22 protein-coding genes are annotated in these 20,118 nt (G+C 73.0%); 8 read left to right on the top strand and 14 right to left on the bottom strand.

The features are described from left to right. The first annotated feature begins 37 nt into the window (after positions 1-37). Together ABZ493_RS06480 and ABZ493_RS06475 are read left to right on the top strand one after the other, a co-directional pair. Complete coding sequence (locus ABZ493_RS06480) at positions 38-1,270, top strand: AMP-binding protein (RefSeq protein WP_430581359.1); 1,233 nt, start codon at positions 38-40, stop codon at positions 1,268-1,270. Positions 1,271-1,319: 49 nt separating this feature from the next. After that, a complete protein-coding gene (locus tag ABZ493_RS06475) occupies positions 1,320-2,189 on the top strand; it encodes a 1,4-dihydroxy-2-naphthoate polyprenyltransferase (RefSeq protein WP_430581358.1) in 870 nt (289 codons plus the stop codon). Positions 2,190-2,220: 31 nt separating this feature from the next. Here ABZ493_RS06475 and ABZ493_RS06470 read toward each other — a convergent pair whose 3' ends face one another. Beyond that, on the bottom strand, positions 2,221-2,496 hold the full coding sequence (locus ABZ493_RS06470; protein ID WP_430581357.1) for a DUF4229 domain-containing protein: 276 nt from the start codon (positions 2,494-2,496) through the stop codon (positions 2,221-2,223). A 55-nt stretch (positions 2,497-2,551) separates the two neighbouring features. Between ABZ493_RS06470 and ABZ493_RS06465 the strand changes: the two genes are divergently transcribed. Then, on the top strand, positions 2,552-2,911 hold the full coding sequence (locus ABZ493_RS06465) for a PLD nuclease N-terminal domain-containing protein (RefSeq protein ID WP_430581356.1): 360 nt from the start codon (positions 2,552-2,554) through the stop codon (positions 2,909-2,911). Between the two features lie 78 nt (positions 2,912-2,989). Here ABZ493_RS06465 and ccsB read toward each other — a convergent pair whose 3' ends face one another. The 8 genes from ccsB to ABZ493_RS06425 form a co-directional block, all read right to left on the bottom strand. Next, positions 2,990-3,988 carry a c-type cytochrome biogenesis protein CcsB gene (ccsB, locus tag ABZ493_RS06460; RefSeq protein WP_430581355.1) on the bottom strand — a complete coding sequence of 333 codons (999 nt, stop codon included), beginning with the start codon at positions 3,986-3,988 and terminating at the stop codon, positions 2,990-2,992. 2 nt (positions 3,989-3,990) lie between these two features. Further along, positions 3,991-5,760, bottom strand: coding sequence for a cytochrome c biogenesis protein ResB (locus ABZ493_RS06455; protein WP_430581354.1), 1,770 nt, complete (start codon positions 5,758-5,760; stop codon positions 3,991-3,993). Next, entirely contained in the window at positions 5,760-6,539 is a 780-nt protein-coding gene (locus ABZ493_RS06450; RefSeq protein WP_430581353.1) for a cytochrome c biogenesis protein CcdA, read from the bottom strand. The genes ABZ493_RS06455 and ABZ493_RS06450 overlap by 1 nt, the downstream gene beginning before the upstream one ends. Further along, positions 6,539-7,174, bottom strand: coding sequence for a TlpA disulfide reductase family protein (locus ABZ493_RS06445; protein ID WP_430581352.1), 636 nt, complete (start codon positions 7,172-7,174; stop codon positions 6,539-6,541). Before ABZ493_RS06445 ends, ABZ493_RS06450 begins: the two co-directional genes overlap by 1 nt. Beyond that, entirely contained in the window at positions 7,171-7,815 is a 645-nt protein-coding gene (locus ABZ493_RS06440; RefSeq protein WP_430581351.1) for a histidine phosphatase family protein, read from the bottom strand. Before ABZ493_RS06440 ends, ABZ493_RS06445 begins: the two co-directional genes overlap by 4 nt. Before the next feature lie 90 nt (positions 7,816-7,905). Next, positions 7,906-8,712 (bottom strand): pectate lyase, encoded by an 807-nt coding sequence (locus ABZ493_RS06435; RefSeq protein ID WP_430581350.1) that lies wholly within the window; start codon positions 8,710-8,712, stop codon positions 7,906-7,908. Positions 8,713-8,915: 203 nt separating this feature from the next. Further along, the gene (locus ABZ493_RS06430; protein WP_430581464.1) at positions 8,916-10,130 is read right to left on the bottom strand and encodes a pectate lyase; all 1,215 of its coding nucleotides are present in this window, start codon (positions 10,128-10,130) and stop codon (positions 8,916-8,918) included. A 219-nt stretch (positions 10,131-10,349) separates the two neighbouring features. Continuing rightward, positions 10,350-10,856, bottom strand: coding sequence for a MarR family transcriptional regulator (locus ABZ493_RS06425; RefSeq protein WP_430581349.1), 507 nt, complete (start codon positions 10,854-10,856; stop codon positions 10,350-10,352). 102 nt (positions 10,857-10,958) lie between these two features. On the opposite strand from ABZ493_RS06425, the gene ABZ493_RS06420 reads away from it, so the two are divergent. Then, positions 10,959-11,507: a YceI family protein gene (locus ABZ493_RS06420; RefSeq protein ID WP_430547745.1), complete on the top strand. Its 549-nt coding sequence runs from the start codon at positions 10,959-10,961 to the stop codon at positions 11,505-11,507. A 56-nt stretch (positions 11,508-11,563) separates the two neighbouring features. On the opposite strand, the gene ABZ493_RS06415 is transcribed toward ABZ493_RS06420, so the two are convergent. Then, positions 11,564-12,223, bottom strand: a complete 660-nt coding sequence (locus tag ABZ493_RS06415; RefSeq protein ID WP_430581348.1) for a redox-sensing transcriptional repressor Rex — start codon at positions 12,221-12,223, stop codon at positions 11,564-11,566. Positions 12,224-12,254: 31 nt separating this feature from the next. Further along, the gene (locus tag ABZ493_RS06410; RefSeq protein WP_430581463.1) at positions 12,255-12,521 is read right to left on the bottom strand and encodes a glutaredoxin family protein; all 267 of its coding nucleotides are present in this window, start codon (positions 12,519-12,521) and stop codon (positions 12,255-12,257) included. Positions 12,522-12,562: 41 nt separating this feature from the next. Between ABZ493_RS06410 and ABZ493_RS06405 the strand changes: the two genes are divergently transcribed. Continuing rightward, positions 12,563-13,366, top strand: coding sequence for an HAD-IB family hydrolase (locus tag ABZ493_RS06405; RefSeq protein WP_430581347.1), 804 nt, complete (start codon positions 12,563-12,565; stop codon positions 13,364-13,366). A gap of 97 nt (positions 13,367-13,463) precedes the next feature. On the opposite strand, the gene ABZ493_RS06400 is transcribed toward ABZ493_RS06405, so the two are convergent. Continuing rightward, a complete protein-coding gene (locus tag ABZ493_RS06400; protein ID WP_003792170.1) occupies positions 13,464-13,562 on the bottom strand; it encodes a 30S ribosomal protein bS22 in 99 nt (32 codons plus the stop codon). A gap of 154 nt (positions 13,563-13,716) precedes the next feature. Beyond that, positions 13,717-14,892, bottom strand: a complete 1,176-nt coding sequence (locus ABZ493_RS06395; RefSeq protein WP_430581346.1) for an acetoin utilization protein AcuC — start codon at positions 14,890-14,892, stop codon at positions 13,717-13,719. A 64-nt stretch (positions 14,893-14,956) separates the two neighbouring features. Here ABZ493_RS06395 and ABZ493_RS06390 point away from each other — a divergent pair, with 64 nt between their 5' ends. Beyond that, on the top strand, positions 14,957-16,345 hold the full coding sequence (locus ABZ493_RS06390) for a potassium transporter TrkG (RefSeq protein ID WP_430581345.1): 1,389 nt from the start codon (positions 14,957-14,959) through the stop codon (positions 16,343-16,345). A 45-nt stretch (positions 16,346-16,390) separates the two neighbouring features. Continuing rightward, positions 16,391-17,062 carry a TrkA family potassium uptake protein gene (locus ABZ493_RS06385; RefSeq protein WP_430581344.1) on the top strand — a complete coding sequence of 224 codons (672 nt, stop codon included), beginning with the start codon at positions 16,391-16,393 and terminating at the stop codon, positions 17,060-17,062. Between the two features lie 6 nt (positions 17,063-17,068). On the opposite strand, the gene ABZ493_RS06380 is transcribed toward ABZ493_RS06385, so the two are convergent. Further along, positions 17,069-18,277, bottom strand: a complete 1,209-nt coding sequence (locus ABZ493_RS06380; protein ID WP_430581343.1) for a DUF4143 domain-containing protein — start codon at positions 18,275-18,277, stop codon at positions 17,069-17,071. A 262-nt stretch (positions 18,278-18,539) separates the two neighbouring features. Between ABZ493_RS06380 and ABZ493_RS06375 the strand changes: the two genes are divergently transcribed. Next, positions 18,540-19,928 (top strand): phytase, encoded by a 1,389-nt coding sequence (locus tag ABZ493_RS06375; protein ID WP_430581342.1) that lies wholly within the window; start codon positions 18,540-18,542, stop codon positions 19,926-19,928. The last annotated feature ends 190 nt before the right edge of the window (positions 19,929-20,118 follow it).

Raw genomic sequence — 20,118 nt, 5'->3', positions numbered from 1 at the left:
CGGCGGCCCGGGGTGCCGCCCGACCTACGCTGGTGCGGTGCCTCGCGCCTCGCTCCCCCCGTCCGTCGCCGTGCTCCGCGACGCCGTGCGCGCCGCCCTCGACGGCGGTCCCGCCGTCGTCCCGCTGCCCCGCGCGACGTCGTCCCCGATGCCGACGGACACCGCGCTCGTGGTGCGCACGTCCGGGTCGACGGGGACGCCGCGCGAGGTCGCGCTGCCCGCCGCGGCGCTGCGCGCGTCCGCGTCGGCCACGCACGAGCGACTGGGCGGCCCCGGTCGGTGGGTGCTGACGCTGCCGCCCACGCACGTGGCGGGCCTTCAGGTGGTGGTCCGGTCGGTGCTCGCCGGCACGCCGCTGACGGCCGCCGACCCCGACGGGCACTTCACGCCCGACGGCCTGGCCGACCTGCTGGAGCCGGCCCTCGACGCCGCCGGCGGCGACCCGGTGTACGTGTCGCTGGTGCCCACCCAGGTGCACCGTCTGCTCGCCGCCGCCCAGGACGGCGCGCCCCGCGGACTGACGGCGCTGGCCCGCTGCGCCGCGGTGCTGCTCGGCGGTGCGGCGTCGCCGCCGGCGTTGCTGGCGCGGGCGGCCGACGCGGGCGTCCGCGTCGTGACGACGTACGGCATGTCCGAGACCGCCGGCGGCTGCGTGTACGACGGCGGGCCCCTGCGCGGCGTCCGGGTCCGCGTCGTCCCCCCCGAGTTGTCAGAGCCACAGCGGGGTATAGCCCCCGCTGGGTCTGACAGGTCCGGGGGGGTGGGGGTCGTCGAGCTGGGCGGGCCCACACTCGCGGCCGGGTACCTGGGCGACGCCGCCGCCACGGCGGCGGCGTTCCGCACCGACCCGGACGGGTCGCGCTGGTTCCGCACCTCCGACCTCGGCCGGCTGCGACCGGACGGCACCCTGCAGGTGCTGGGCCGCGCGGACGACGTGGTCGTGACGGGCGGCGTGAACGTCGCCCCCGCGCCCGTCGAGGCGGTGGTCGGCGAGCTGCTCGGCGGCGAGGCGTGCGTCGTCGGCGTGCCGGACCCCGAGTGGGGGCAGGCGCTCGTCGCCGTCGTCGCGACTCCCACCGGGGGCGCGGGACTCACGCCGGTCGCGCCCGACGACCTGGCGGGTGTGCGCTCCGCCGTCGCGACTAGGCTGGGTGCGCCGTCCGCGCCCCGCCGCGTGTACCGGGTGGCCGCGCTCCCCCTGCGCGGCCCCGGCAAGGTGGACCGCAGCGGCGTCGTCGCCCTCGTCCGCGAGCACGAGGCGCACGCCTGACCTGCTCGCGCACGCGACGCCCCGGCGCCGCACCGACGGACGGAGAACCATGGCCACGACGAGCGAGTGGATCGCCGGAGCACGCCCCCGCACCCTGCCGGCCGCGGCCGCGCCGGTGCTGATCGGGTCCGGCGCCGCGGCGGACGTCGACGCTTTCGCCTGGCTGCCCGCCGTCCTCGCGCTCGGTGTCGCGCTCGCCCTGCAGGTGGGCGTCAACTACGCCAACGACTACTCGGACGGCGTGCGCGGCACCGACGTGGACCGCGTGGGGCCGCTGCGCCTCACCGCGTCCGGCATCGCGCCGCCCCGCCGCGTCAAGGGCGCCGCGTTCGCGTCGTTCGGCGTCGCCGGGGTGCTGGGCCTCGCGCTGTGCGCCGTCAGCGGGCACTGGTGGCTGCTCGCGGTGGGCGTGCTGTGCGTGCTGGCCGCCTGGTACTACACGGGCGGCAAGCACCCGTACGGCTACGCCGGGCTCGGCGAGGTGGGCGTCTTCGTCTTCTTCGGGCTCGTCGCGACGCTCGGCACCACGTACACGCAGGCCGACACCCTCACGTGGCCCTCGGTGCTCGGCGCGGTCGGCGTCGGCCTGATCGCCTGCGGGCTGCTCATGGTGAACAACGTGCGCGACATCCCGACCGACGTCGTCGCCGGCAAGCGCACGCTCGCCGTCCGCCTCGGCGACCACCGCGCCCGGCGCTGGTACGCCGCGTGCATCCTGCTGCCCGTGGTGCTGGGCATGGTGTGCGCGGCCTGGTCGCCGTGGGCAATGCTCGTCACGGTGCTGCTGCTGCCCGCCGCGCTGCTCGTGACGCCGGTGATCGCCGGCGCGCGCGGGCCGCTGCTGGTGAAGGTGCTCGCCGGGACCGGGATGTTCGAGCTCGCCTACGGCGTGCTGCTGGCCCTCGGACTGGCGCTCTGACGTCTGCTCGGACCGCTCCCGCCCGGGCCGCTCAGCCCGCGGTGGGGTTCTCCCGGTCCACGACGGAGTCCTCGTAGTCGGTGTCGACGTCGTGCTTGTCGGAACCGTCCTTGCGCCGCTGGTCCTTCTCCGCGAGCCAGCGCGCCGCGGCGTCGCGCGGCCTGCTCAGCGCGAGGTAGGAGACGGCGAACGCGACGACGGCGGCGACCAGGACGAGGAGCCAGCTGCGCAGGCCGAGCAGGTAGCCGGCGCCGAGGGCGGCGACGAACAGCAGGATCCGCCAGACGGTGTACATGACGAGGGGCACCGTTCCAGGGTAGGCGCGATTCCTGTGCATCCCGACGCCGAACTAGGCTGGAGGCATGTTCGCGCGTGTGATCCTCCCCCTCCTCGTGGTGGGGCTCGCCCTGTACGCCCTCCTCGACCTGTTCGGCTCCGAGGAGGACGAGCGCGGCGGGCTGCCCCGCTGGTTGTGGGCGGTGATCATCGTGCTGCTGCCGATCTTCGGCGCCGTCGCGTGGATCGTCGTCAAGCAGTCCGCCCGCCGCGCGTCCGGCGGCGGTCGCGGGCCGTCGTCCCGCCCCCGGCGCCCCGGCCCCTCCGGGCCGCGCCGCCCGTCCGGCCCGGTGGCCCCGGACGACGACCCGGAGTTCCTGTGGCGCCTCGAGCAGGAGAAGCGCCGCCGCGAGCGCGAGGGCGGCGGCAGCGGCGACGCCCCCTGACACACGTTGTGGGCGCGAAAGAGGGGACTATCCGCGACCGGATAGTCCCCTCTTTCGCGCTCACAGCGGTCGGGTGGGTCAGGCGCCGCCGGTGCTGTCGGTGTTCAGGCCCGAGTACGAGTGCTTGCCGTTGAAGATGAGGTTCACGCCGGTGAAGTTGAACAGCACGCACAGGTAGCCGACGACGACGAACCAGGCGGCGCGGCGGCCGTCCCAGCCGCGGGTGGTGCGGGCGTGCAGGTACGCCGCGTACACGACCCAGATGACGAAGCTCCAGACCTCCTTGGGGTCCCAGCCCCAGTAGCGGCCCCAGGCATGCTCGGCCCAGATGGCGCCGCCGATGATGGTGAAGGTCCACAGGACGAAGCCGACCGCGTTGAGGCGGAAGGACAGGGCCTCCAGCGACGTCGGGGTGGGCACGCGGTCGAGCCAGCGGAAGCCGGGCCGCAGCAGGTACGGCGACCCGGAGTCGCGGCTGTCGCGCAGGAGCTGCAGCACCGAGGCGACGAACGCGACGGTGAAGATGCCGGTGGCGCTGATCGCGACGCCCACGTGGATGACCAGCCAGTAGTTCTGCAGCGCCGGCTGCACGCCCGTCGCGGCCACGTAGAAGACGTTCAGGCCCAGCACGAGGAACAGCACGGCGAGCCCGGTGACGAACGCCCCGAGGAACTTGAAGTCCTTGCGCAGGTTCATGCCGAGGAACACCGCGAGGGCCATGAACGACCCCACCAGCGTGAACTCGTACATGTTGGCCCACGGCGTGCGGCCGGCGGCGAGCCCGCGCAGCACGATCGCCACGAGCAGCATGGCGGTGCCGAGCCAGGTGGTGGACATGGCGATGCCTGCGGCGCGACGGCGCACGGGCGCGGCTGCCCCGCCGTCCGACGACGGCGCGTCCCCGGTCGACGGGCGCGCGGACCCGGCACCCACCGCGACGGGTGTGCGCGCCTCGGCGTGCGCCTCGGCCCGGGCCTCCGTGCGGCGGCCCAGGTCGATCGCGAACGCGACGAGCGCGATCGTGAGCGCCGTGGCGGCACCCCACACGAGCAGCACGCTCAGCTCGGCGATCTGCATGGTCAGTCCTCCGTGGCGGTTCTCTGGTGGTCGGCGGCGAGCGGGTCGTCGTCGGTCGTGTCGTCACTCGTGCCGTCGAGAAGTCCCGGCACCGCTGCCAGTGCCTTGTCGACCTCGCGCTGCAGGCCGGCGTCGTCGCCGCGCGCGAGCCCGGCGAGCTCGACGTGCGTGACGGCCCGGCCGTCGTCCTCCGTGGTCTCCCATGATCGCACCCACACGCGACGGCGCGGCGTGAACAGCGAGACCGCGAGGCCGGCGAGCGCGAGCAGCGAGAACGTGAGCACCCAGGCGAGCGACGGGTCGTAGCGCAGGTCGAGGGCGACGTAGCGCGGCACCTCCTCGCCGAGGGTGACGGTGCCGAGGCCGTCGGGCAGCTCGACCGTCTCCCCGGGCTTCACGAGCAGCTTGACCGTCTGGCCGTCCTCGTCCACCGACGGCGTGAGCGACGCGGTGTCGAGGCGGTACACGTTCTGCGGCACGCCCTCGTCCAGGCCCAGGTCGCCGCGGTACACCTCGAGCACCATGAGCGGGTTCTGCGGCTGCGGGAACACGGAGCGGGCCGAACCGTCCGCCTCGACGACGGCGGTGGGCAGGAAGTACCCGACCAGGCCGATCTGCTCCTGGCCCTTCGACACGTCCGGCACCTTCACGACGCCGCGCGACGTGTACATGGTGTCCTCGGGCAGGAACGGGACGCGGCCGGAGAACGCCATCTCGCCCGCGCCGTCCTTGACGGTGATCTCCGGGGCGAAGCCGTTGCCCTGCAGGTAGATCTTGGCGCCGTCCACCGTCAGCGGGGAGTTGACCTTGATCTGGTCGGAGTGCTGCCCGCCGTCCGGCTCGGTGACCGTGACGTGGGCGGTGAAGTCGCGCGCCTGCGCGAACGCCACGGTGTCGGAGGCGAACTCGGAGTCGAACGAGTCGAGCGTCATCGAGAACGGGGACAGCGACGACGGCTGGAACCAGGCGCCCTTGTCGAACGTGTCGTAGTCCACGACGGCGTTCGCGAAGCCGCGCCCCTCCGTGACGATCGCCTGGCCGCGGTAGTGCAGCAGCTGGCCGAGGGCGACGGAGACGAGCAGGCCCAGCAGCGCGAGGTGGAAGACGAGGTTCCCCGTCTCGCGCAGGTAGCCGCGCTCCGCGGCGACCGTGCGGGTGGCGGGGCGGCCGAGCCGCGGCTCCTCCGACCCGACGTCGACGCGGAACGTGGGCAACCGGCGCAGCGGGCCGCGCAGGTGGCCGGCCACGGCGTCGACGACCTCGTCGGGCGACGCCGTCGTGCTCGCCTCCGCCGTGGCGGGGAAGCGGCCGAAGCGCACCGGCGTCCTCGGCGGGCGGTTCCGCAGGTTGCGGGCGTGCGCCAGCGTGCGCGGCACGATGCAGCCCACGAGGGACACGAACAGCAGGATGTAGATGGCCGAGAACCAGACCGAGCTGTAGACCTCGAAGAAGCCGAACCGGTCCAGCCACTCCCCCAGCGTGGGGTGGTCCCCGAGGTACTCGAGCACCGCGGCGGCGTCCTGGCCGCGCTGCGGCAGCACCGAGCCGGGCACGGCCGCGACGGCGAGCAGCATGAGCAGCATGAGCGCCACGCGCATGCTCGTGAGCTGGCGCCACGTCCAGCGCAGCATGCCGCGCCAGCCCAGCGTCGGGAGGTTCGGGCCGGCGGGCTTGGCCGTCCCCTCGGCGGCGGACGAGGGCCCGGCGTCGGCGCGGCCCTCGACGAACGCGTCGTTGATGCCCTCCGGTCGGTACGTCGCCTTCTCGCTCATCACACCACCGTCACGAATCCGCCGATCCAGCCCTGGAGCTGGCTGGTCCACGTGGACCACAGCCCCGTGACCAGCGCCAGGCCGACCAGCACCAGCAGGGCGCCGCCCGCGCGCTGGATGCCCAGGCGGTGCCGGCGCAGGAAACCGAGCATGCGCTGCGAGGACTGCAGCCCGAGCGCCACGAGCAGGAACGGCACCCCGAGCCCGACGCAGTACGCGATCCCCAGCACCAGCCCGCGACCGGCCGACGCCTGGTCCAGCGCCAGCGTCTGCACGGCCGCGAGCGTCGGGCCGATGCAGGGGGTCCAGCCGAGGCCGAACACGACGCCGAGCAGCGGCGCGCCCCACAGGCCCGCCCGGGGGCTCAGGTGCATGCGCCGCTCGCGCTGCAGGAACGGCACGGCGCCGAGGAACGCGAGGCCCATGAGGATCACGACGACCCCGAGCACCCGCATGATCGTGCCCTCCCACTGCACCAGGTAGGAGCCGATCGCGCCCGCCGCGGCCATGAACGCCACGAACACCGCGGTGAATCCGAGGACGAAGAGGGCCACGCCGGCGACGACGCGGCGCCGGGCCGGGTCCTGCGGCACCCCGGGCCGCCCCTTGGCGCCCGTCCCGGCCGACGCGGCGGCCATGCCGCTCACGTACCCGACGTAGCCGGGCACCAGGGGCAGCACGCACGGCGACGCGAACGACACCAGGCCGGCGATCAGCGCCACGGGCAGCGCCAGCAGCATCGAGCCGCTGAACACCGTGGTCGCGAAGGTCTCGCCCATCAGGCGCCCTTCGCGCCGTCGCCCGAGCCGCCGCCCGACTCGGCGAGCACCTCGTCGACGATCGCGTCGAGCGTGGACGCCTCGGCCTGCCCGATGACGCGCGCCGCGACACGGCCCTCGGCGTCGAGCACCACGGTCGACGGCACGGCCTGCAGCGGCACGACGCCGGACAGCTTCGCGACGACCTGGCCGCTGCGGTCCTCGATCGACGGGTAGGGGACGTCGAAGGTGCGCTGGAACGAGAGGGCGGCGCCGGCCTCGTCCTCGGTGTTGATGCCGAGCACCCGCACGCCATCGGCCTCGCGCTCGTCGGCGAGGGCCACGAGGTCGGGCGCCTCGGCGCGGCACGGCGCGCACCCGGCGTACCAGGTGTTGACCACGACGACGTCGCCGAGCCAGTCGGCGGTGCTCACCTCGTCGCCCTCGAACGACGTGCCCTCGACGGTCACGGGGTCCTCGCGGTCTCCCGCGTCCCACTGCTTCACGGAGCCGTCGCCGGAGACGAAGCCCTGCCCGACGACGTCGCCCGCGCCCGAGTCCTGGGCGCCGCACGCGGCGAGCAGGCCGAGGCCGAGCACGGCACCGACGGCCGCGGAGGCGCGCCGGAGCGCGCGCGGACGGGCGGTGCGCATCATGCCCCCGGCACCGGGTCGGCGCCGGCGAGCAGGTCGGCGGCGGGCTCGGTGTAGTGCAGGCCGACGAACGTCTCGCCGTCGAACCGCAGCGACGTCATCGACGCGAGGGCGCACTGCCGGCGGCGCGGGTCGTGCGCCAGGGAGCCGCCCTCGTACGACCGGCGCGTGACCCACACCGGGAGCTGGTGGCTGACCAGCACGACCTCGTGGCCCTCGTAGGCGCGGCGCGCGTCGTCCACGGCGGCGCGCATCCGGGTCACCTGGTCCGCGTACGGCTCGCCCCACGACGGGCGCAGCGGGTTCCACAGGTAGCGCCAGTACTTCGGGTTGGCGAGCTGCCCCGGGTTCTTCCCGATCGTCGTGCCCTCGAAGTGGTTCCCCGCCTCGACGAGCCGGTGGTCGGTGGCGAGGCTCAGGCCGAAGGCCTCGGCCGTCGGCGTCGCGGTCTCCTGCGCGCGCTGCAGCGGGGAGGCGACGACGGCGACGACGTCGCGGCCCGCTCCGGACAGGTGCTGCGCCACGCGGCGGGCCATCGCCTGGCCTCGGTCGGACAGGCGGTAGCCGGGGATGCGCCCGTAGAGGACGCCGTCCGGGTTGTGGACCTCGCCGTGCCGTACGAGATGGACGGTGGTGGTGGCCATGCGTCCCAGTGTCCCAGACCTCCGGGGTACCCAGGTCCTGCTCAGCGGACGCCCCGGAGGTCTGTGACCGTTGTCACCGCAGGGGCGGGATCACTGGTAGCTGATGTCGGACTCCGAGTAGCGGCAGGCGTCGGACGGGCCCTCGGAGATCTTCTCCGGCTCCCCGTCGGTCACGCCCTCGTACTCCTCGCAGATCGCGATGTCCTGGTCGTCGTCACCGAGGATCGTGACGCCCGAGATCGTGGCGGTGTCGCCGAGGTTGGAGTTGATCCCCGCGAGCGACTTGCCCGGCGCCGTCACCGTCACGTCCTGGATCGTCACGTGGCGGTCGTACTGGGTCGAGCAGTTGCCGCACGAACGGTAGAGCTTCCCGAAGTCCTCGACCTGGAAGTTCTTGATGACGAAGTTCCCCGGCCCGTTGTGCTGGAACACCTTGTCGTCGGCGTTGCGGGCGCCGCCGCCGTCGACGGTCATGGTCTGGTCGTCGGACGAGTTGCCCTTGAGGGTCGCGGCGTCCTCGCCGACGTCCTCCCACCACACGTTCTGCAGGGTGCAGGTGCCGTCGCAGTGCACGCCGTCGCCCGCGTCCTCGCCGAGGATGACGTTCTTGAGGACCGCGCCGTCCTCGAGCCTGAAGATGGGGTCCTGCCCCTCCTCCTGGTCCCCCGACCCGATGCCGCCGTAGCGCACCAGCTCGCCGTCGAACGTGCCGCTCACCTCGATGGTCTCGGTCACGTCCTGGTCGCCCGTGGCCGTGGGCCAGTCCGCCGCCGTGGCGTCGGCCGTGGCGGGCGTCGCGGAGACCAGCACCGCCGTGCCGACCGCCACCGCCGTCCCCGCGAGCGCCCCGAGGGTCGCGCGGGTGCGTCCCTTGCTGTTCGTCGTCTTCCGGGTCATCGTCGATCCCTTTCGACTCGTCACATCGTTCTGGCTGGAGCGGCGCCCTCGACGCCGCTCACCCCACCCTCTTCCATCGTTGTACGCCCGAGCAACCGGCTTCTCGCTCCGCGAGACGCCGCCGAGCGGGGCCGCCGGCACGCCAAGGGCCCGGGGTGGTGCGCGCACCACCCCGGGCCCTGGCCGTCCGGCGCCGTGGCGCGTCAGCGGTAGGTGATGTCCGACGACGAGTACCCGCAGGCGGCGGACGGGCCGTCGCCGATCTTGCTGGGCTCGCCGGAGGTCACGCCCTTGTACTCCTCGCAGATGTAGATCTTCCGCGAGGAGTCGCCGAGGATCGTCACGCCCGAGAGCGTGGCCTTGTCACCGAGGTTGGAGTTGATCCCGACCAGCGACTTGCCGGGTGCGGTGACCTGCACGTTCTGGACCACGACCGTGCGCGCGTACTGCTTCGAGCAGTTGCCGCACGAGCGGTAGAGCTTGCCGAAGTCCTCGACCTGGAAGTTCTTGATGACGAACTTCCCGGGGCCGTTGTGCTGGAACACCTTGTCGGACGCCGAGCGGGCGCCGCCGCCGTCGACGGTCATCACCTGCGACGACGACGAGCCCTTGAGCGTCGCCGCGTCCTCGCCGACGTCCTCCCACCACACGTTCTGCAGGGTGCAGGTGCCGGTGCAGTGCACGCCGTCCCCCGCTCCCGTGCCGATGATGACGTTCTTGAGCGTCTCGCCGTCCGAGAGCTCGAAGATCGGCGGCTGCGACTCGTCCTGGTCACCCGAGGAGATCCCGTAGTAGCGCTTCATGCCGCCGTCGAGGGTGCCGCTGACCTCGATCGTGTCCGAGACCTTCTGCTGGCCGTTCGCCGAGGGCCACGCCGGGAACGAGCCGGGCGGCGTCGAGCCGGAGCCGACCTTCACGAGCTCCCACTGCTGGTTGTACTGGTTGGCGTTGGTCAGCTGGGTGACCGTGGCGCCGTTCGCCGTGGACCGGTCGGTGACCGTGACGGCCTTGCCGGAGTGCCGGTTGAGCAGCCGGACCCTGCCGCCCTCGGAGTCGACCAGGCGGAACTGCTGGTTCGCGGCGTTCAGGTCGCCGAACTGCCGGAACCCGGCGCCGTCCGACAGGCTCCACTCCCACAGGTCGAGGACCTTGCCGGAGTTCCTGTTCTGCAGCCGGTAGTAGCCGTCGCCGGAGTCGAGGAAGCGCCACTGCTGCCACGCCCCGTCGTTGCGGTCCCACTGCTGCACGATCTCGCCGTCGGCGGTGGACCAGTTGGCCACCTCCATCGCCTTGCCGCTCTGCCGGTTGAGCAGCACGTACCAGGCGCCCGTGTCGACGGAGGCCGCCGCGGCGGGCACCGCCGTCCCGACCAGCGCCGTGACGGCGACCACGACCGCGGCGACCGCCGCCGCGACCACCCCTCGCAACCGACCTCTCCTTGTGCCTCGGGTCATCGTCGACCCCTCTCGAGCTCGATGGAGCGAGCCCCGATGGTGCGATCCGGGGGCGGGCGGCCGCTCCCGGTGTCCGGGCCAGGCACGCGCCGCGCGAAATCCGTTTCCGCCTCGCCGCCATCTTCTCCAACGTTGAAGGAGGCGAGCAACCGGTTTCTCACGCCCCGAGACGGGAGCGCCGGCCTAACTCTCGACGGGCCCCCTGGCCGCGTCGGCCACCTTCGCCATCGCGCGCCCCAGGGTGGCGAGCTCCTCGTCGGTGAGGGCATCCACCAGCAGGCGGCGGACGGCGGTGACGTGACCCGGGGCGGCGTCGACGAGCGCGGCGAACCCGGCGTCGGTCATGACGCAGTTCACGCCGCGCCGGTCGCCGGGCACCGGCGTGCGGACCACCAGCCCGCGCCTCTCCATCCGGTCGACGGTGTGCGTGAGGCGGCTGCGCGACAGCGCGAGGAAGTCCGCGAGCGCCGACATCCGCAGCGTCCTGCCCGGCGCCTCGGAGAGCTGCACCAGCAGGTGGTACTCGCCGAGCGTGACGGGCAGCCCCTCGTCGTGCGCGTCCCCGAGCGCCTCGAAGAAGCGGGAGGTCCCCTCGAGGAACCGCCGCCACGCCCACTGCTGCTTCTCGTCGAGCCAGCGCACGTCCGCCCGGCCGTCGTCGTCGCGCTCCCGCGCCCTCGTCGCACCCACGGGAATAGGTTACGAGAGCGCCGCGTTCCACCCCCCGTGACGATAGTTGATTCATCAACTATCTTGGTGAACGTCAGCACGACCCAACCCGAGGGAGACACCATGACCGCGCTGCCCGCAGGCCTGACCGCCGGTACCTACGCCATCGACACCGCCCACTCGACCGCCTCGTTCTCCGTGCGCCACGCCGGGATCGCCAAGGTGCGCGGCACGATCGCCATCACGTCCGGCGCGATCACCGTGGGCGACGACCTCGAGTCGTCGGCCGTCTCCGCCGAGCTCGACGCCGCGTCGGTCAACACGGGCGACGAGAACCGCGACGGCCACCTGAAGAGCGCCGACTTCTGGCACGCCGAGGAGAAGCCGGTCTGGTCCTTCGCCTCCAAGGGCATCTCCACCGACGGTGACGACTACACGATCACCGGCGACCTCACGATCAACGGCGTCACCAACTCGGTCGAGCTGCCCACCGAGTTCACCGGCACCGCCACCGACCCGTTCGGCAACCCGCGCGCCGGCTTCGAGTCCGAGATCGAGATCTCGCGCAAGGACTACGGCCTGACCTGGAACGCCGCGCTCGAGACCGGCGGCGTCCTCGTGGGCGACAAGGTCAAGATCGCCCTCGACGTCTCGGCCATCAAGCAGAACTGACCCTCTCGCCGAGATAGAGAAGCCAGACCCGCGAGATAGAGAGGGGTCTGGCTTCTCTATCTCGGCGTGCCGTTCGTCGCGGCGCGCGCCGCGGCGTGGAACGCCAGGATCTGCAGCTCGCCGGCCACGTCCACGGAGCGCACGACGACGTCGTCGGGCAGCTGCAGCGCCACGGGGGCGAACGACAGGATCTCCCGGACACCGCACGCCACGATCCGCTCGGCGATGGGCTGCGCCACCGGCCCGGGCGTCGCCAGGACCACCATCGACACGCCGGTGCGCGCGAGCACCTCCTCCAGCGCGTCGACGTGCTCGATCGCGAGCCCCGCCGCGGAGTTCCCGACGACCTGCGGGTCGGCGTCCAGCAGCGCCACCACCTGGAACCCGCGGGCCGCGTAACCCGAGTAGTTCGCCAGGGCGTGCCCCAGGTTGCCGATGCCGACGATCGCCAGGCGGTGCTCCGACCCCAGGCCCAGCGCCGTCGCGATGTACTGCGCCAGCGACTGCACGTCGTAACCCACGCCCCGCGTGCCGAACGACCCGAGGTAGGACAGGTCCTTGCGCAGCTGCGCCGACCCCACCCCCGACCGCTCCGCCAGCTCCGACGACGACGTCGTCGTCACGCCGCCCTCCGCCAGGTCGCGCAGGGCGCGCAGGTAGTACGGCAGCCGCGCCACCGTCGCGGCCGGCACCGTCGCCTCACCGAGCTCGATCACTGCTGGATCACCCTGTCGTCCTCTCCCGGGCTCAGCGGGCCAGCCGACGCGCGAGCCGCGCGCCGTCCACCCGCCAGAAGCCCTGCTGCACGCCGTCCACCTCGACGACGGGCACGTAGTCCCCGTACTTGCCCACCAGGTCACCGCCGGGGCCGTCGACGTCGATGTCGACCTCCCGCCACGGCTCCCCCGCCGCGCCGCACACGTCCGCGACCACCGCCCGAGCCTCCTCGCACAGGTGGCAGCCGGCGCGCGTGTACAGCAGCACCCGGGGTTCACCTTCGGATCCCTGCGGCATGCTCACCTGCCAAGACTAGCGGCGCCGATACAGTGGACCGCATGCCGTCGCCCGCCGAGTCTTCCCCGCCGGCGCGCGCCGCAGCCTTCTTCGACGTCGACAACACCATCATCCGGGGCGCCAGCGCCTTCCACCTCGCGCGCGCCCTGTACCAGCGCCGGTTCTTCGGCACCCGCGACCTGCTGCGGTTCGCGCTGATCCAGGCGAAGTACGTGGTGTTCGGCGAGTCCCGCTCCCAGATCGAGACCGTGCGCAGCCGCGCCCTGTCGCTCATCGCCGGCCGCTCGGTGGCGGAGATCACCGCCGTGGGCGAGGACGTGTACGACACCGTGCTCGAGCTGCGCATCTTCCCCGGCACGAAACGGCTGCTCGACGAGCACCTCGCCGCCGGCGACCAGGTGTGGCTCGTCACCGCGACGCCGGTCGAGATCGGCGGTCTCATCGCCCGCCGCCTCGGCGCCACGGGCTGCCTCGGCACCATCGGGGAGCACTCCGGCGGCTTCTACACCGGCCGCCTCGTGGGCGACCTCATGCACGGCGAGGCGAAGGCCGCCGCCGTGCGCGAGCTCGCCGAGCGCGAGGGCATCGACCTGTCGGCCTCCTACGCGTACGGCGACTCGCTCAACGACCTGCCCATGATGCGCACCGTCGGGCACCCGTGCCCCATCAACCCCGACGTACGCCTGCGCCGGCACGCCAAGGAGGTCGGCTGGCCCATCCGCGAGTTCCGCGGCCGCGGACGGCGCGTGGCCGGGCGCGGGATGAAGACGGCGTCATGGGCCGGCGCCGCCTGGGTCGCCGGTCTCGTGCTCCGCAGCATCCGGCGGCGCCTGCAGGGCCGCTGACCGCGCCCGCACGGTCCGGGAACAGCGAACGGGCCCGGCACCTCCGTGGAGGTGCCGGGCCCGTTCGCGCACGCTGTCCGCCGTCAGGCGGACGACGTCACTTCTTGTTGCGACGCTGGTGACGCGTCTTCCGCAGCAGCTTGCGGTGCTTCTTCTTCGCCATGCGCTTGCGGCGCTTCTTGATGACGGAGCCCATGAGGTCCTCACAATGCTTGTCGGTCGGTGGAACACGGTTGGTCCCAGGAGCCCTGTCTCCAGGAGCAGCCGACCAACGCGGAAAAGTCCGTCCCCCAGGGTACCCGATGCCCGGCGTCCTCCCGACCGGCGCCCGTCCGACCGGCGCCGTGACGTCAGTCGCGGTACGGGTCCAGCCCCCAGGTGGGGAACACGTGGCGCCGGGTGGCGAGGACCGCGCGGTCGACGTCGTCGGCCGGGTCGTAGCCGTCCGACCACGGGCGCCACGCGACGTCTCCGCTGCCCAGCCGCTCGGCCGGGTCCAGCCCGGAGAGCTCCTCGACCTCCCGCCGCCAGGACTCCGGCAGCTCGATGCCGATCGCCAGCGGCGCGTGCGCCGCCTCGGCCACCAGGCTCGCCCACACCAGCGGCACGACGTCGACCACGGCGTAGCCGCCGCCCCCGAGGGCCACCCAGCGCCCGTCGGCCAGCTCGTGCGCCAGGTCGTGCACCCAGCGGGCCGCGGTCCGCTGGGCCCCCACCCCCACGTTGAGGTCGGTGAGCGGGTCGTTGCCGTGCGCGTCGCAGCCGTGCTGCGACACGATCACCTGCGGGCGGAACTCCCGCACCACCGCCGGGACGACGGCGTCCACCGCGCGCAGCCAGTGCGCGCCGTCGGTGCGCGGCGGCAGCGCCACGTTCACCGCGGTGCCCTGCGCCGCCGTCCCGCCCGTGTCCCCGGCGTTGCCGCTGCCCGGGAACAGCGTGTGCCCGTCCTGGTGCACGGACACGGTGAGCACGCGCGGGTCGTCCCAGAAGATCGCCTCGACGCCGTCGCCGTGGTGGGCGTCCAGGTCGACGTACGCGACCCGCTCCGCCCCCAGGTCGAGCAGCCGCTGCACGGCCGCGGCCGCGTCGTTGTAGATGCAGAAGCCGGACGCCGCGCCGCGCTGGGCGTGGTGCATCCCGCCCGCGATGTTCACGCCGTGGGCCACGCGCCCCGACCAGACGGACTCCGCCGCGTCCACCGACGCCGCGACCAGCCGCGCCGCGGCCTCGTGCATCGCCGGGAACACCGGGTCGTCCTCGGTGCCGAGGCCGCGCGCCGGGTCGGGGGTGCCGTCGGCGGCCGCGCGCCGCACCGCCGCGACGTACGCGGCGTCGTGCACGGTCTCGATGAGCGCGTCGGTCGCGGGGTGCACGTCGGCCACCTCGAGGGCGGGCTCGTCGAGCAGGCCGAGGTCGGCGACCAGCCGCATCGTGAGGTCGAGGCGGGCGGGCGCCATGGGGTGCCCGTGGCCGAAGTCGTAACGCAGGAGCTCGGGGCTCCACAGCAGCCGGGCGACGCGCATCCCGTCACGGTAGCCGACGGCGTGGCAGGCTGTGCCCAGCGACTGAGGGGCGAGAGGGGGCAGGGTGCCGGGGACGTGGGGCGGCCGCGCCATCGCCGTGCGCGGGTGGGTCGACCAGGTCGCCCGCGAGTACCCGGCCCGCCTGGCGATGACGGTCTTCGCGGCCGTCATCACCCTGTTCACACTCCTGCTCCTGCCCCCGTGGGCGACGTCGTCCGGCCGGGGCGCCGCGATCGTCGACGCGTTGTTCACCGCGACCTCGGCGGTGTGCGTCACCGGGCTGGTGGTGCACGACACCGCGACCTACTGGTCCGAGTACGGCCGGGTGATCATCCTGCTCGGCATCAAGATCGGCGGGCTCGGCGTCATGACCCTCGCCTCCCTCGTCGGCCTCGCGGTCTCACGACGGCTCGGGCTGACCCAGAAGCTCCTCACCGCGTCGGAGACCAAGACCGAGCGGCTCGGCGAGGTCGGCGCCCTGCTGCGCACCATCATCATCACGGCCACCACGATCGAGCTGGCCATCGCGATCCTGCTGTTCCCGCGCTTCCTCGCTCTGGGCGACTCCGTCGGCCTGGCGGCCTGGCACGCGGTGTTCTACGGCGTGTCCTCGTTCAACAACGCCGGCTTCGTGCCCACGGAGCACGGGCTCCTGCCGTTCGCCTCCGACTGGTTCGTGCTGATCCCGATCGCGCTCGGCGTGTTCATCGGGTCCCTCGGCTTTCCCGTGATCCTCAACATCATGACGCACCGCCGTCGGCGGCATCACTGGATCCGGTCGCTGTCCCTGCACACCAAGCTGACCGTGACCACGAGCCTCGCGCTGCTCCTCGGGGGCGCGGTGCTCATCGGCGCGCTGGAGTGGTCGAACCCGGCGACCCTCGGCGCCCAGGACGGGGCGACGCGCGTGCTGTCGTCGATCTTCGCCTCGGTGATGCCCCGCTCGGGCGGGTTCAGCAGCGTGCACGTGCACGAGATGCACCAGGAGACCTGGCTCGTCACGGACGCGCTCATGTTCGTGGGCGGCGGCTCCGCGTCCACGGCCGGCGGCATCAAGGTCACCACCCTCGCCGTCATGCTGCTCGCCATCCTCTCCGAGGCACGGGGCGACAAGGACACGGACGCGTTCGGGCGACGGATCCCTCGCGACACGATCCGCCTCGCCATCGCGGTGATGTTCATGGGCGCGACCGCGGTGCTGGTCTCGTGCCTGGCGCTGCTGCGCATGACCCCGTTCAGCCTGTCGGAGATCCTCTACGAGGTGATCTCGGCCTTCGCGACGGTCGGGCTGTCCACCGGCATCACCGCCGACCTGCCCGACCCGGCGAAGTACTGGCTCAGCGGGCTGATGTTCGTGGGGCGCGTCGGCGTCGTCTCGCTGATGGGCGCACTCGCCCTGCGCGACCGGCGCCGCATCGTACGCTTCCCCGAGGAACGCCCGATCATCGGGTGACCTCGCACCGACGTGCCTGACCGACCTGCCTGAAAGAGGAGAACCGTGGCGGACAAGAAGGCTCCCGCGCGCGACGCGGGCGTGCTCGTGATCGGCCTCGGCCGCTTCGGGTCCTCGCTCGCGACGACGCTGGACCGGCTCGGCCAGGACGTGCTCGCGGTCGAGCGCGACCCGAAGCTCGTCGCCCAGTGGTCCGGTCGGCTGCCGCTGGTCGAGGCGGACGCGTCGGAGGCGGAGGCCCTGATCCAGCTCGGCGCCAAGGACTTCGGCGTCGCCGTCGTGGGCGTCGGCACGGAGCTCGAGGCGTCGGTGCTCATCACCGCCAACCTCGTGGACCTCGGCACCCCGCAGATCTGGTCCAAGGCGATCTCCGCCGAGCACGGCCGCATCCTCACGCGCATCGGCGCGCACCACGTCGTCTACCCCGAGGCCGACGCCGGCTCCCGCGTGGCGCACCTCGTGAGCGGCAAGATGCTCGACTACATCGAGGTGGAGGACGGCTTCACCATCGTGAAGATGCGGCCGCCGAAGGAGATGCAGGGCTTCACGCTCGCCCAGTCGGACATCCGCAAGCGGTACGGCGTCACCGTCATCGGCGTGAAGTCGCCCGGCGTGGAGTTCCAGTACGCGACGCCCGAGACGCGCGTGAGCGCCAACGACCTGCTGGTCTGCTCCGGCCACGCCGACCTGCTGGAGCGGTTCTCCGCGCGGCCCTGACCGTCGTCACGGGCCGAGCAGCGCGAGGGGGACCACGGCAATGCCGTCGGGTCGCCGGTACGCCGCCCGCCCTGTGGTGATGACGACCGAGTCGATCACACCGGGCCCGACTCGCTCGGCGAGCCAGTGCAGGTGCCGCACGTCGCGATCGCTCGGCATGGCGCCCAGCTTGACCTCGACCGCCAGGATTCGCCCGTCGTCGCGCTCGACGACGAGGTCGATCTCATGGTCACCACGATGCGTCCGAAGGTGACTGACGGTCGCCCCGGCCGCCTCCGCGTAGACGCGGACGCACAACGTCACCAGGCTCTCGAAGAGAGCGCCGAAGAGGCTCCCCCGGCGAGCGATCGAGGCACCGTCCGGGTTCGGGCGGTCCAACAGGTTCTCCGCGGTCACGCCGAGCAGACGCGCGGCGAGCGCAGGGTCGGCCAGGTGATGCTTCGGCGAGCGGCCCAGCGCCGTCAGGGGACTGCCCGCCCCGACCCAGGCCGGCATCTCCTCCAGCAGCCAGATGCGTTCGAGCGTCTCCCGGTAGGCCGCCGTCGTCGTCCTCGCGGGCTTGCCCGGCTCACCCGCGGTCGCCGCGTCGAGGATCTCGGTGTACGACGCCGTCGTCGACGTCGCGGCGGCGTAGGCGCGCATCCATGCGCGCAGGGTGCCCGGTCTGCGGACCTCTCGCCCTGCGTCCGGGAAGTCACGCTCGACGACGAGCCGCAGGTAAGTGTCCAGCGCGTCGCGGGACCCCCGTGCGGTGAGGTGGCGGAGCCCAGGAAACCCCGACGCGACGATCTCGTCCGCATAGTCCTCGAGCGCGACGACCGACTCCCCCTCCACGTCCCCGCCACCAGCGAGCAGCCCGGCGAGCGACACCGTCGGCGCCGCCACCCCACGCTCTGCGAGCGTCATCGGACGCATCCGCAGCTCCACGATGCGCCCCGCGCCGGAGTGCATCGGCCGTTCGACGGGAGTCGCCGACCCGGTCAGGAGGAACGATCCCGGTTCGGCACCGTCGTCCACGCCGCGCCGGACGACATCCCACACCCTGGGGAGCACTTGCCACTCGTCGATCAGGACTGGCCGTGGCAGGCGCGTGACCCGTCGCAGATCCGCACCGACGAGGTCTGTCTCGTCGGGGTCGGACAGGTCGACGACCGAGGTCGCACGGCGCTGCGCCGTAGCGGTCTTGCCCACTGCCTTGGCGCCGACGATCGCCACCGCGGGCAGCTCTGCGAGCATCCGATCAAGTCCGCCGTCGACGACCCTCTTCGTGTACTCCACCAGGCAAAACTACAGAATCGGAGCCTCCTACGCTACAGGTTCGCGCCTCCCTACGCTACAGATTCGCGTGACTCTACGCTCCGGTTCCGCGTGTCTCGAGGGCACCGAGCCCTGCCCCCGCGGGAAGACCGCCGAGGGTTCGTCTCCGGTTCATTACCCGGCCACCGACGCGCCCCCTGGGCACACCAGAGTCCCGTTCATGCGAAGCCCCCGACGCGCCCTGCCGGCGCTCCTGCTGCTCCCCGCCCTCGCCGTCGTCCCCGCCTCCGCGGCGTGGGGCCACGGGCCTGGCCAGGGCCACGACCGCCCCGGTCGCGGCGTCGCGACCGTGACGACCGACGTCGAGACGCCCCCGCTGTACGACGACGAGGCCGGCGGCAGCGCGTCCGGCGACGACCCCGCCATCTGGGTGCACCCGGGCGGCTCCCGCGACTCGCTGGTCCTCGCGACGGCCAAGGAGGGCGGCCTGCGCGTGTACGACACGGCGGGTCGCGAGCTGCAGTCGCTCGCCGCGGACCCGGCGCCGCGGGCGGACGGCGTCGTCGGCCGGTTCAACAACATCGACATCGCCTACGGCCTGCGGGTGGGCGGCGAGACCGTGGACGTCGCCGTCGTCTCGGACCGGTACAACGACCAGCTCCGGTTCTTCGCGGTCGACCCGGGCGGCGCCGCCGCCGACGCGCCGCTCACCGAGATCACCGCGGCCGAGCAGGACTTCCTCTTCCAGCCCGACCGGGCGGGCGTCGACTCCGAGCACACCGCGTACGGCCTGGCGGTGTGGCAGCCGCGCGACGGCGAGGCGTACGCGGTCGTGACCCAGGAGGGCACCACCCGCGTCGCCACCGCGCGGATCGCGCCGACCGCCGACGGCACCGTCGGGTACGCGGACGTCGACCACCTCGACCTGCCCGCGTCGTTCGACCTGTCCGACGGCACCACGTGGACGCCGTGCGAGGAGCCCGGCGTGGGACCGCAGCTCGAGGGGCTGTCCGTCGACCAGCGCACGGGCACCCTGTACGCCGCGCAGGAGGACGTCGGCCTGTGGCGCCTGCCGCTGCCGCTCGGCACGGGAGAGCCGCGGCTCGTCGACACGGTCACCGACTTCGGCGTCGAGGACGCCTACGACCCCGGGACCGAGGAGTGCGCCCCGGCGGACGGCTCGTCGCAGGAGGAGGCCGTCGCCGCGAACCCGTTCGGCGGCGACCTGCTCACCGCCGACGCCGAGGGCGTCGACGTCTACCACGGGCCCGGCCGCACCGGCTACGTCATCGTGTCCAGCCAGGGCGACGACACCTACGCCGTCTACTCGACGACGGGCCGCCACCGGGCGCTCGGCTCCTTCCGGGTGGCGGGCGAGGACGGCGTGGACGACGTCAACGGCTCCGACGGGCTCGCGGTCACCAACCGCCCCGTCGGCCAGTACCGCCAGGGGCTGCTCGTGACGCACGACGAGCCGGAGACCGGCGCGGACGTCGAGGACGGCCGCGGCGACGCGACCGGGTTCTCGTACGTCGCCTGGGACGACGTCGCCGACGAGCTCGGCCTCGTCGTCAGCACCCGTGCCGGGAACGACCCCCGGTTCCGCTGACCCGCGAGATAGAGAAGCCCGCAGCGCGAGATAGAGAAGCCTCGGTCCGGGGCTTCTCTATCTCGCGGACCTGCCTTCTCTATCTCGCGGTTGGGCGGATGCTCCTATGGATCGTCAAGGGGCGGGGTAGGTGCTGCCGGTGGTTTGGGTCGGGGTTCTTAGGACGTGGTAGATCTCGCGGGCGATGAGT

It is taken from the genome of Isoptericola sp. NPDC019482 (assembly GCF_040632295.1).
Classification (GTDB): Bacteria; Actinomycetota; Actinomycetes; order Actinomycetales; family Cellulomonadaceae; genus Isoptericola.
This window is presented reverse-complemented; position numbering and strand designations above follow the sequence as displayed.

Excerpts from the sequence above, each read along its gene's own strand:
- ABZ493_RS06400 (WP_003792170.1), bottom strand. The coding sequence starts at position 13,562 with ATGGGCTCCGTCATCAAGAAGCGCCGCAAGCGCATGGCGAAGAAGAAG.
- ABZ493_RS06375 (WP_430581342.1), top strand. The coding sequence starts at position 18,540 with ATGCGAAGCCCCCGACGCGCCCTGCCGGCGCTCCTGCTGCTCCCCGCC.
- ABZ493_RS06445 (WP_430581352.1), bottom strand. The coding sequence starts at position 7,174 with ATGATGCGCACCGCCCGTCCGCGCGCGCTCCGGCGCGCCTCCGCGGCC.
- ABZ493_RS06450 (WP_430581353.1), bottom strand. The coding sequence starts at position 6,539 with ATGGGCGAGACCTTCGCGACCACGGTGTTCAGCGGCTCGATGCTGCTG.
- ABZ493_RS06395 (WP_430581346.1), bottom strand. The coding sequence starts at position 14,892 with ATGCGCGTCGCCCGGCTGCTGTGGAGCCCCGAGCTCCTGCGTTACGAC.
- ABZ493_RS06410 (WP_430581463.1), bottom strand. The coding sequence starts at position 12,521 with ATGCCGCAGGGATCCGAAGGTGAACCCCGGGTGCTGCTGTACACGCGC.
- ccsB (WP_430581355.1), bottom strand. The coding sequence starts at position 3,988 with ATGCAGATCGCCGAGCTGAGCGTGCTGCTCGTGTGGGGTGCCGCCACG.
- ABZ493_RS06465 (WP_430581356.1), top strand. The coding sequence starts at position 2,552 with ATGTTCGCGCGTGTGATCCTCCCCCTCCTCGTGGTGGGGCTCGCCCTG.
- ABZ493_RS06475 (WP_430581358.1), top strand. The coding sequence starts at position 1,320 with ATGGCCACGACGAGCGAGTGGATCGCCGGAGCACGCCCCCGCACCCTG.
- ABZ493_RS06440 (WP_430581351.1), bottom strand. The coding sequence starts at position 7,815 with ATGGCCACCACCACCGTCCATCTCGTACGGCACGGCGAGGTCCACAAC.
- ABZ493_RS06455 (WP_430581354.1), bottom strand. The coding sequence starts at position 5,760 with ATGAGCGAGAAGGCGACGTACCGACCGGAGGGCATCAACGACGCGTTC.
- ABZ493_RS06435 (WP_430581350.1), bottom strand. The coding sequence starts at position 8,712 with ATGACCCGGAAGACGACGAACAGCAAGGGACGCACCCGCGCGACCCTC.
- ABZ493_RS06405 (WP_430581347.1), top strand. The coding sequence starts at position 12,563 with ATGCCGTCGCCCGCCGAGTCTTCCCCGCCGGCGCGCGCCGCAGCCTTC.
- ABZ493_RS06420 (WP_430547745.1), top strand. The coding sequence starts at position 10,959 with ATGACCGCGCTGCCCGCAGGCCTGACCGCCGGTACCTACGCCATCGAC.